The 2152-nt window shown below is 62.8% G+C and carries 3 protein-coding genes and 2 pseudogenes; 2 read left to right on the forward strand and 3 right to left on the reverse strand.

Features of this window, described 5'->3' with window-relative positions; translation table 11 throughout:
- Positions 1-569: 569 nt before the first annotated feature.
- Positions 570-848: a hypothetical protein gene (locus AC1DE3_RS28205; protein WP_476798089.1), complete on the forward strand. Its 279-nt coding sequence runs from the start codon at positions 570-572 to the stop codon at positions 846-848.
- 67 nt (positions 849-915) lie between these two features.
- Here the strand turns inward: AC1DE3_RS28205 and AC1DE3_RS28210 are convergent, their stop codons facing one another.
- The 3 genes and pseudogenes from AC1DE3_RS28210 to AC1DE3_RS28220 all read right to left on the reverse strand — a co-directional run.
- The gene (locus tag AC1DE3_RS28210) at positions 916-1122 is read right to left on the reverse strand and encodes a hypothetical protein (RefSeq protein ID WP_476798088.1); all 207 of its coding nucleotides are present in this window, start codon (positions 1120-1122) and stop codon (positions 916-918) included.
- A gap of 5 nt (positions 1123-1127) precedes the next feature.
- Positions 1128-1364 carry an NUDIX hydrolase gene (locus AC1DE3_RS28215; RefSeq protein ID WP_476852974.1) on the reverse strand — a complete coding sequence of 79 codons (237 nt, stop codon included), beginning with the start codon at positions 1362-1364 and terminating at the stop codon, positions 1128-1130.
- A 158-nt stretch (positions 1365-1522) separates the two neighbouring features.
- Positions 1523-1678 (reverse strand): annotated as a pseudogene (locus AC1DE3_RS28220) (IS21 family transposase); the annotation flags it as partial.
- A 293-nt stretch (positions 1679-1971) separates the two neighbouring features.
- Between AC1DE3_RS28220 and AC1DE3_RS28225 the strand changes: the two are divergent.
- Positions 1972-2152, forward strand: a pseudogene (locus AC1DE3_RS28225) (PRC-barrel domain containing protein); the annotation flags it as partial.

Genomic DNA, 2152 nt, shown 5'->3' on the forward strand with positions numbered 1-2152 from the left:
GGGATCGGAACGCCTACAAGAGCCAAAGTATGATGGAACGCATCTGCAGCCCCTCTTTCGATAGCGGTGCTGCGGCAACGCTCGGAATTTGCGGAAGGTTCCTGGTGCTCACCCGCCTTGAGCTCCGCGGACCGGTCGATCTCAGCCCTTCTCCATCAGACTGCCACCGCGCGCCTGGTCTCGCTATGCGAGGCCGGGCTTTTTGTCGCCGACTGCCGACCCCCGCAACAATCTGCCGCTTAGGGAGTTCTTTCCTAAGGCTGCTTCTTTGGTCGGAAGAAGCCTATTTCCTTAACTGCAGCGCCCGCTCCCTGATGCTTTGCTCGATATCGTGGCCCGCGGCGTGAAGAAGGACGGCGGCGATCCTGAGCTCGAAAAGCCGGCGCAGGCGTCGCTGCTCTGATGGGCCATTGGCACCAGCTCGGCCCCGACAATGCCAAGGAGCGGGAGAGGATGGCTGCGCTGGCGGCGTGGCGGCGCGCACATCTGCCCGGCGTTGCTGGTCGCGAGCGCCGTTCATCTCCCGTTGAACTTCGACGCGATTAAGTTCTCCTGACAAAGGAGTTCCTATGAAGAAACTGTTGGCTATCACGGTTATTGCCGCAGGCGCGGCATTCTGTGCCGCGGCCTTCGCGTCGGAAGCGCTGCCGCCATCCATGGCTCAGCACCTCGACCAGAGCAGCGCGGAGTTCACGGGCCACTACGGACGCCGTGGCTACTATGGTCCTCGCTATGGCCATCGCCACGGCTATCGGAGCCATTACGGCTACGGATATGGCCGCCGCTACGGCGGCCCGCCGCCATGGGCGCCGGATCATGGATATCGCCGTCATTACCGCGGGTGGTGACTTCATAGCGCCGGGGAGCCCCGGCGCTATTCTGTTTCGGGCCGTCATGCGGACAGTCCCGTCCGCGTCAGGGATAGAGGGCGTCCAGCGCCTTCAAAATCTGGTTGTGGTCTGCATAGAGCTTGGGAATTTCGCCGCGGTGGAACCAGCCTGCGTCTTCAGCATCATCGCCGGCAATCAGGGCAGGTCGATCGACGCTCTTCGACAGCGTGATCAGCACGGCGCCTGAAATAATCCGACTGCGTGGATCTCGATCGATCGCGTCGAATGCCATCGGCCTTAGATCGCAAGAATTCGCCTCGGATCGGCGCGCAAATCGACCCCGGCCTCTTCCTTGAACTCCCGAAGGGCGCAGTCAGCAAACGTTTCCCCCTGATCGAGGAAGCCGCCTGGAAGAGCCCAACTTCCGTCCTTCTTGCGCCGGATCAATGCAAACTCGTCAGCGCGCCGGACCACTGCATCTGCAGTGAGGTGAGGACCCTTGCCGTACTTTTTCTCGTATTTCCGGTCCGCCATCTCACTCCCCCCTGCGCCCGGATGGCTGCGGCTTCCAGATGGGCGGCAGCGGCTTTGATCGTGGCAGACAGGGCCTCGCGGTCAATCTCGGAATGCGTGGCCTTGTAGTGCCCGGCGGCGTTCATCAGGTTGCACAGCGCCAGCTCTGCCGCAGCGAGAACCTTCCGCTCATACTCGAAGGACGTCGCGCTAGAGCGCAGCACCTTCCGATCCGTGTTCCGAGAGACATGCAGCTCGCGGGCGATCTCCTTGATCGTCTTCCCGCGGATCGAAAACTCGCGCCGGATCCGCGCAATCGTATCCACGCCCTTCATCCCCCGCCCGCCCATCCGAAACCAAGACGGGCAGTCTCACCGAAACCGGCTCAAGGGGGTTCGTTGTCCATCGCCCTCGGGTCGGCTGCCGCCGCAGGCCCACCGGGAAAGTCCGGGTGGCGGGCTGAAGAGCGGACTGCGGTTCGGCTCACCGCCACGCCCTCCACGCCCCGCTCGGCCACCCGTAGATCACAACGAACACGAGCGCCGTTAGGGCAAGGGTGGTTGGGTGCGGCGGGGAACGTGCTGAGCCCCCGCACGTTCGATTCGTTTTCGAACATGAGGAGCACACAATGGACCATTCCAGCCATATTCGTCTCGCCAGCAGTCAGCTGACCGCGCCTATCCTTGAAGGGGCCACAATCTACGGGCCGGGCGATGAAAAGATCGGAGCGGTGTCACATGTCCACGGGAGCCACGTCGTGATGGATGTTGGCGGCTTCCTCGGCATTGGGGCCAAGCACGTCGGCGTAC

The sequence above is a fragment of the Allobosea sp. 10L417 genome, assembly GCF_056395485.1.